This is a genomic window from Thermosulfurimonas sp. (genome assembly GCF_015491435.1).
Lineage (GTDB): Bacteria > Desulfobacterota > Thermodesulfobacteria > Thermodesulfobacteriales > Thermodesulfobacteriaceae > Thermosulfurimonas_A.
In genome coordinates, this window is record NZ_WFVX01000073.1 from 1 (window position 1) to 6,512 (window position 6,512).

General features: G+C 59.0%; 9 protein-coding genes. 3 read left to right on the forward strand and 6 right to left on the reverse strand.

What is annotated here, in order from left to right; all coding sequences use genetic code 11:
- Positions 1 to 660, forward strand: a 660-nt coding sequence (hisD, locus tag F8J34_RS03400; RefSeq protein WP_297056538.1) for a histidinol dehydrogenase, incomplete at its 5' end; no start/stop codon positions are given.
- Here the strand turns inward: hisD and F8J34_RS03405 are convergent.
- Positions 647 to 1,684 carry a bis-aminopropyl spermidine synthase family protein gene (locus tag F8J34_RS03405; RefSeq protein WP_297056540.1) on the reverse strand — a complete coding sequence of 346 codons (1,038 nt, stop codon included), beginning with the start codon at positions 1,682 to 1,684 and terminating at the stop codon, positions 647 to 649. The genes hisD and F8J34_RS03405 overlap by 14 nt on opposite strands.
- 118 nt (positions 1,685 to 1,802) lie before the next feature.
- Between F8J34_RS03405 and F8J34_RS03410 the strand changes: the two genes are divergently transcribed.
- The gene (locus tag F8J34_RS03410; protein ID WP_297056542.1) at positions 1,803 to 2,225 is read left to right on the forward strand and encodes a class II SORL domain-containing protein; all 423 of its coding nucleotides are present in this window, start codon (positions 1,803 to 1,805) and stop codon (positions 2,223 to 2,225) included.
- Here the strand turns inward: F8J34_RS03410 and F8J34_RS03415 are convergent.
- The 5 genes from F8J34_RS03415 to F8J34_RS03435 are packed head-to-tail and all read right to left on the reverse strand — an operon-like array spanning position 2,222 to position 6,014.
- A complete protein-coding gene (locus tag F8J34_RS03415) occupies positions 2,222 to 2,749 on the reverse strand; it encodes a (Fe-S)-binding protein (RefSeq protein WP_297056544.1) in 528 nt (175 codons plus the stop codon). The genes F8J34_RS03410 and F8J34_RS03415 overlap by 4 nt on opposite strands.
- 4 nt (positions 2,750 to 2,753) lie before the next feature.
- Positions 2,754 to 3,584, reverse strand: a complete 831-nt coding sequence (locus F8J34_RS03420; RefSeq protein ID WP_297056547.1) for an ABC transporter substrate-binding protein — start codon at positions 3,582 to 3,584, stop codon at positions 2,754 to 2,756.
- Positions 3,581 to 4,339 carry an ABC transporter ATP-binding protein gene (locus F8J34_RS03425; RefSeq protein ID WP_297056548.1) on the reverse strand — a complete coding sequence of 253 codons (759 nt, stop codon included), beginning with the start codon at positions 4,337 to 4,339 and terminating at the stop codon, positions 3,581 to 3,583. The genes F8J34_RS03420 and F8J34_RS03425 overlap by 4 nt, the downstream gene beginning before the upstream one ends.
- Positions 4,326 to 5,285, reverse strand: coding sequence for an iron ABC transporter permease (locus F8J34_RS03430; RefSeq protein ID WP_297056550.1), 960 nt, complete (start codon positions 5,283 to 5,285; stop codon positions 4,326 to 4,328). Before F8J34_RS03430 ends, F8J34_RS03425 begins: the two co-directional genes overlap by 14 nt.
- 27 nt (positions 5,286 to 5,312) lie before the next feature.
- Entirely contained in the window at positions 5,313 to 6,014 is a 702-nt protein-coding gene (locus tag F8J34_RS03435) for a hypothetical protein (protein WP_297056552.1), read from the reverse strand.
- A gap of 60 nt (positions 6,015 to 6,074) precedes the next feature.
- Between F8J34_RS03435 and F8J34_RS03440 the strand changes: the two genes are divergently transcribed.
- Positions 6,075 to 6,512 (forward strand): precorrin-8X methylmutase (locus tag F8J34_RS03440; protein WP_297056554.1); only part of this gene is annotated, 438 nt, incomplete at its 3' end.

Consider the following 6,512-nt stretch of genomic DNA (forward strand, 5'->3'; position numbering starts at 1 on the left):
GGAAACATCTATGTCACCGTGGCCAAGAAACTCCTTTACGGGGAGGTGGGGGTGGATCTTGTCGCCGGGCCGAGCGAGGTCCTCATCGTGGCCGACGAGTCCGCAAGCCCTGAGCATCTGGCCTGGGATCTTCTGGCCCAGGCCGAACACGACCCTCTGGCCACGGCGGTGCTCCTTACCCCTTCGATGGCCTTGGCCCGTAAGGTCCGGCGCGCGGTCTCTCAGGCCCTCCTGCGCCTTCCCCGGCGCGAGATAGCTCAAGAAGCCTTAAGGCGTCAGGGAGGAATCGTGATCACCCGGGATCTTTCCGAAGCCCTTTCCCTTGCCAACCGCATCGCCCCGGAACACCTTGAGCTTTCGGTCGCCGATCCCTTCTCCCTCCTTCCCCGGATCGAAAACGCCGGGGCGGTCTTTCTCGGGGGACACACCCCGGAGGCGATGGGTGATTACGTGGCCGGCCCCAACCACGTGCTCCCCACCCTAGGGGCGGCCCGCTTTGCCTCGGCCCTTTCGGTCTCGGTCTTTCTTAAGAAGACGAGTCTTATCGCTTACGATCCCGCGGCCCTGCGCCGGGAGGGCCCGGAGGTGGTGCGTCTGGCCGAGACCGAGGGGCTTTTCGCCCACGCCGAGGCCGTGCGGGTGCGCCTTAGGCGTCCTTGAGATAGGAGGGAAGCGGCGTGGCCCAGGATTCCTCGTCAAAATAAAGCTCCCGGAGGTCCTTCGGGGGATCAAAGGGCGGGACCGTCGGCCCCTCCACCACCTCAAAACGCACGAAGGAACTCTTGTACCAGTCCACCTCCGGAAGCGGGAGATCCAGTTTCTTCATGATCTCGTAGGTCTCGTAGAAGTGCTCCCAGCGGTTTTCGGCCTCGGGATAGATGGCGAAATCGCGCAGGATGTCGGTTACGACCAGCCCGGCCGAGAGGATAAATTTTTCGAATTCGAACCACTTCCGGAGCGAGGCCTCCCGGTGGGTGAAGCCCATGTAGCCCACAGCCCCGGGACCGCGCAGGGCCTCAAGACAGCGGCCCACGAAGAGCTTGAGCCCCTTTTTGGTCTCCACCGGATCGGTCACAAAGACATCAAAGGCCCCTTTGAGATCCTCGGGCAGGGCCTCAATGACGTTGTAGTCATAGACCTCGATGAAGGAGAGCCCCTCCTGCTTAGCAAAATCCTTGATGAAACGGTTGATGCGCTCGTCTATCTCCACCACCACCACCCGGCGGGGCATACGGGTGAGCCCCATGGCCACGGAGAGAAGATCGTCGTCTCCCAGGATAAAGATCTCGGTCTCCTCAAGATCGCCCCGCTGATAGATGTAGGCCACCCGGCGCACGGTATCCACCGGACGCACAAAGCCCTGATCATAGTCGCTGGTGGGAAGGGGGCGCCCGCGGGTGGCCTCAAGGAATTTCCGGTAAATCTCCTCCCAGAAACCGTAAAGCTCGACCCCCAGCCCGCAGGTGCGGCACAGGGTGTCGGCAAGGGGCCTTAAGCCCGGGTCTTCGGCGAGCTCAAAACGATGGTCCCGGTAGAGGATGCGCCCCTCGGAAAGGAGATCCTTTAAGACCTCAAAGAAAACCGCCAGGTGCCCGTCCTGGTGGTTTATAAGCTCCCAGAAGGTCTGGGGACGGAGTTTCAGGGCTCGAAGGATCTGTCTTTTTATACGCTCGGTCTCGCTCATTATTTTCCGCCTCCGCTCAAAGAGTCATCCTCCAAACCTAACAAAAGATGCGGGCTTTACAAGCCGCTATCCGCTTCGCTAGACTGAAAGGAGGTATATCTTTCACGGAGGTTTCCTCATGGAGCGCAGAGCTTTTCTCAGGTATGCGGCCTTATTGGCCCTGGGTGGCGCGGGGGTGGCACGGGCCGAGTCGGTTTACCACCGACTCCAAAATCCTGCGGCTCCCACCCTGCTGGAAAAGAAACACGTGCCCGGGGTGGAGGTTCCCTCGCGGGTTCGATCCGGAGAGTGGTTCGAGGTGCGGGTACGGGTGGGGTATCTGGTTCCCCATCCCTCCACCCCCGGTCACTGGATCACCTGGATCGAGCTCCGCGGAGACGGTAAACCCCTGGCCCGAATGGAGTTTCCGCGGGGCGGGGTGGCAGATCCGGTAGCGGTGTTCCGGATACGGCTGGAGAAAACCACCACCCTTGAGGCCGTGGAGAACTGTAACCTTCACGGAACCTGGATCAGCGAGCCGGTAAGGGTGGAAGTGGTTTAGGAAAAGAAGGCCTCGAGTTCCCGGCGCCTTTCGGAAAATTCCGGCTCTTCATAAAGAGGGCGGCAGTCGGAAGGCTCGGCCTCAAGCGCACAGAGCTTTACGGCGAAAGCCATACAGGTTAATTCCCCGCAGCGTCCACAATTGGTCCCCGGAAGGAGACGATAGATCTCAAGCGGCGGGGGAAGGGTTCGCGGATCGTGTCGGGGGGTGATATTTTCTCTTTCCGCCCAGACCTTCTCCAGAAACTCCTCTACCTTCTCCTTGGCCCTGCGTCCTACTTCGGCATCCGGAACCGGACCGATCTGGACGTTGTCCCGGCGGACCGCTACCTTGAAGCCCTGAAACTTAAAGACCAGCGCCGGCTCGCCGGGATCGTAGTACATGACCTTGGCCGCGGCGTTGAGATAGGGAAGGAGGGGGGTAAGGTCCGTTTCCGCGGGAACGATTACCTTGTAGCGCGGGCACCGGGCATCCACATAACAGGAGGCCGGCTCCAATCGAAAATCCGCCCGGAGAAGAGCCATGGGTTCATTGTAAGGAGTCCCCCGGAGCTGTCAATGCCTCAGGGTGATACCGGAGGGTGTAGAAATATGCGTTGAGTCTTTCCGCGGCCTCGAAGATGTTCAGACCCGGTCGGGCAAAGCGCAGTTCCCTCACCCGGAGGACCCGGCTCCTGAGTCCCCGAAAATAGGGTCTTTTCTTAGGGGGAAGAGGGTTCCGGTTCATAGGACCCACCTGGTAGATATAAACTTCCGGGGAAAGGGCCAGGACCTCTTCCGGGGAGATCAGCACGTGTTTTTTGGGAATCCGAATAAGATTCCTCCCGCCGGCGACCCGAAGGAGATCGGAGACAATGCTCCGGCTCCCCGCTACCCGAAGGGGAAAGGCGCTCACCTCGTAGATCACGGTTACCGGTGGGTAAATCGGTTTCAGCCTCCTGAGACGTTCCCGGAGTTCGCTTACCAGGTCCCGGGCCTGGTCCTCCTTGTGAAGGACCCTTCCCAGGGCCAGGATCTCCTCCAGCAATCCGGAAAGGGTGCGAGGATCGTATCGAAATACCGGGACACCCAGACGCCGGGCGGCCTGGTCCGGAAAGGCCCTGCGGGAACCCACGATCACCAGATCCGGGCGAAGGGCCCGAATAAGTTCGAAGTTGGGTCTCAGATGTGAGCCTACCTTCACCGCCCGGGGCCAGGTGCTATCGTGACGGGTAGCTCCCACCACTTCTTTCTCCGAGACCCCCAGAGCCCGAAGCACCGAACTGGCCGCAGGATAAAGGACCACGATCCTTGCGGCCTGAGCCGAAATTCCCCAGAAAAAAAGCATCCCCAAGAGGAGCCAGAAAAGACTCTTCTTCATCCCTTTACCCTCACCAGGCGTTCGTTTTCCCAGGGTACGAATTCTATCCGTACCCCCATAACCCGGCTAAGGAGGTCCGGAGAAAGCTCCTCGACCCCCACGTCTCCGTAAAGATACCCCCTCCGGAGGAGGAGAAAACGCCGGAAATACTTTAACGCCAGGGCCAGATCGTGCAGCACCGCCAGGACCAGGCCATTCCTTTGGCGTACGTAATCCCCGAGATAGCGCATTATCCGGTGCTGATGATGGAGATCCAGGGCAGCCAGAGGTTCGTCCAGAAGGAGCACCGGGGCCTCCCGGGCCAGGGCCCGGGCCAGAAGCACCCGCTGTCTCTCACCCCCGGAAAGCTCTCCGAAGAGCCGCAAACGAAGCTGAACCAGATCCAGGAGATCCAGCAGCCTCTCCACGGCCTGGAAATCCGAAGCGGAATATCCACGCCCGGCAAGCAAGGGATAACGACCGGTAAGGACCACGTAATAGACCTCGAAGGGAAGTCCCAGATGAGCGCTCTGGGGGAGATAACTCACCAGCCGAAAACGCTCCTTCTCCGGCACTTGGGAAAGGGGCCTTCCGGCCAGGAAAATTTCCCCCTGGTAGGAGATCAAGCCCGCCAGGGCCCTGAGCAGGGTGGATTTCCCGCTCCCGTTGGGACCGAGGACAGCCACCATTTCCCCGCCGGCAAGATCCAGCTCCGGAACCCGAAGCCGAAAACCGCCCTGTTCCACCCGGAGATCCCTTACCTTAAACCAGTTCATAAAGCTCCCGGCGTCGTTTGACCAGAAGATAGAGGAAGAACAATCCTCCCAGGGCCGAGGTAAGAACTCCCACCGGAAGTTCCTGCCCCTGAGATAAAAGCACCCGCGAAAGCAGATCGGCCAGCACCAGGAAGGAGGCTCCGAAAAGAAGGCTCAGGGGGAGGAGCATTTCCGCTCTAAGAAAACCCGCCAGGCGTAGAAGATGGGGAACAATAAGACCCACAAACCCGATAATTCCGGAAAAAGAAACGGTCACGGCGGTGAGCAGGGCCCCCAGAAAGAGAAGTTCGCGTCGGAGCCGATAAAGGGGAACCCCGCTGGCCCGGGCGGTTTCATCGTCGAAAGCGGTAAGATCCAGTGCCGGGGCCCGATACAGACCGTAAAAACACGCCCCGAAAAGGATCGCGGCCAGCCCGGCACATCGAAGATAGGTGGCGTTCTGGAATCCTCCCATGAGCCAGAAGACCAGAGAAGCCACGGATTCCTGGGCCAGAAACTTAAGAAGACTAATGGAAGCCGAAGCAAAGGTATTAACCACGATCCCGGCGAGCAACATGGTCACCGGAAGGAGACGCCCCCGGAGGGAGGCTATCCGCAGGACCGCAACCAAACCCAGAAAGGCCAGAAACAGGGCCGACGGAAGGACCCAGGTTTCCCCGAAAAAGAGCAGGGCCAGCACCGCTCCCAGGGCCGCCGAGGCCGAGGCCCCGGTGGTGAAGGAATCCGCCAGCGGATTCTGCATCACATACTGAAAGTAGAGCCCGGCCAGGGACAGAGAAGCTCCGGATAAGGCGGCCAGCAGGACCCGGGGAAGACGTACCTCAAGGAGGATCCTACGGGAAAGCTCATCCGGGTGAAAGAGATCCACCGGAACCGCTCCGTGGGAAAGAGAAAGGAAGAACACCAGAAGAAAAAACAACCCGAAGAGAAGAAGGTACCGCCTCAAGCGTCTCCTTTCGACCGAGGACATTCCTTAGAATTGATAGGAATAGTAGAGGGCCACCCCCTTTTTCCGGGCGTATTCCTCTACTTCCGAGGAGGTGACCATGTGGGTGACCAGGACCAGGAATCTTTCCGGAAAGACTCTTTCCAGGGGTTTCACCTTGCGCCGCAGGAAACGATCCACATCGTTTTTGGAGAGCTGGGCCTTGGCCTCCCCCAGAATGACCAGCTTCTCCCCGTTTCTCCGGGCTGTGCCGTAGATATTCACCTCCAGCTCCCGGCCCTTTTCGTCACGGACAAAGGTGCGTCGCAGAGGCTCAACCACCTCCAGCCCGTAATCGCGCTTCAAAAGCTCGGGTAACCCCTTGAAGGCCTGGTTTTCCAGGGTATAGCCCACGGTGATACTCAACCCCCCTACCTGTTTCCGGATCTCCCGCATTTCTTCCTTCATCCTCCCCATCTCTCCGGTAAGCCGCCGCACATCCTCAGTGAGCTGATCCACACGCTGGGTGAGCTGATCCACTCGTTGGGTAAGCTGATCCACACGCTGGGTGAGGACCTTTAAATTTTCTCCCTGCTCGCGAACGATCTCCTTGAGTTCATTGAACTCCTCTTTGGTTACGGTCTGAGCCAGACTTTCGTAGATCTCAGAAAGGGCCTTAAGGAGGCTTATGGCCGCCTCCTCCCCGAATTTCTCCCGGAAGATGTCGTAATACTTGAAGACATTGAACATATTCCCAACTCTATATCGGAGAGGACAGGCGGTCAACCAAGAGATATAATGATGCGACTTATGGAAAGGAATATCCTTTTGGTGGTCCCGAAGGAAAAAAGAGGCTTTTTTTACCCCCTGAAGGGGCCCTGGGAAATCGTCTCCGAGGAAGAAATCCTTTCGCGCCTTAAGGAGCGAAGGAAACAGGGCAAAGATCGCGTCTTCCTTTCGATAATCGGTCCCGAGGAATTCCGGAAACGGGTAAAGGACCTCCTTTCCGGAGTCCCAAGCCCCGAGGTCGTCTTTTATGAAGAGGATCCCTTTCCTGCCCTGCTTTCGGCCTTAAGCGAGGGGCCTCCCCCGGATGAGATAGAATCCCGAAGCATGGAGCTCATCCGGGAGCTTATCGACCTTTCCCCCTTTCCTCCGGAGGCCCATCCCCTCATCCTGCGTCTGGTTCATGCCTCCGGAGACCCGGAATTGGTTAAAACCCTGATCCTTTCCCGGGAGGGGGTGGAG